This is a genomic window from Massilia phyllostachyos, from assembly GCF_021044825.1.
Classification (GTDB): domain Bacteria; phylum Pseudomonadota; class Gammaproteobacteria; order Burkholderiales; family Burkholderiaceae_D; genus Telluria; species Telluria phyllostachyos.
This window is the reverse complement of sequence record NZ_JAJNOC010000030.1, coordinates 1-786: the sequence shown is the minus strand read 5'-3', so window position 1 is coordinate 786 and position 786 is coordinate 1. Positions and strand designations below refer to the sequence as shown.

The window sequence follows — 786 nt, the reverse complement described above, 5'->3', positions numbered from 1 at the left end:
GCTGACGCCGGAGCGCAGCTTCGTTCGGCGTCGGCAGTTTCGGGTCAAGCAGGTGCGCCTGATACTGGCGGGTCCATTCTTCCAGCGCCCAGTTATAGGCAAAGCGGGCAGTCCCCGCCGCTCGTGCGAAATACCTTGCCTGCACATTGTTCGGATCGAGCCGGATCTGGTGGGCAGTCAGCATTGCGCATCCTTTACTGCGGCTTTCACACCATCGATCAGCTTCTGATTCTTGTGGCTGCGGCTACCGTACAATCTGGCCGAGAACACCGTGATGATTTCCAGGACATCGCTAGCCAGTTCCTCTTCAAAACTCCGGTCTTCGCCCTGGTTGATGATCACGACCTCGACCTGTTTCGCCTGGCAGATGGCGAACACCAGTTCAGCCCCGAAACGCAGCAATCGGTCTTGATGGACAAGGACCAGGCGGCCAATGTTCCCGTCAAGGATCTCACCCAGCAGCTTTCTCAAGCCTTTCTTGTGGTAGTTCATGCTCGAACCGAGATCGGTAATGATCTCGAAGGGCCAACCTTGGGCTGCGCAGTACAATTCCAGCACATGCTGCTGTCGCTCCAAGTCTCCCTTCTGGTCGTGGCTGGAGACACGTGCATAGGCGACGGTCCTACGCACTAGCGGTGCGCTGTGGTAGCGCTCAGGATGCATCGATGCGAGATCGTAGCGGCGTTGACCACCTTTGGTCCGGCTGGGGATGAGCTTGCCGGCCGCCTCCCAGCGTCTCAGCGTGCTGGCCGAAACGCCAAGCGCTTGCGCGGCAGCGGTGATGGA

General features: G+C 59.2%; 2 protein-coding genes. Both read right to left on the bottom strand.

The features are described 5' to 3' along the window. The coding region (locus LQ564_RS25720) for a helix-turn-helix domain-containing protein (protein WP_231060971.1) at window positions 1-184 on the bottom strand (184 nt) is incomplete at its 3' end. Beyond that, a partial coding sequence (locus LQ564_RS25715; protein ID WP_231060970.1) for an IS607 family transposase occupies window positions 178-786 on the bottom strand: 609 nt, incomplete at its 5' end. The genes LQ564_RS25720 and LQ564_RS25715, both read right to left, overlap by 7 nt.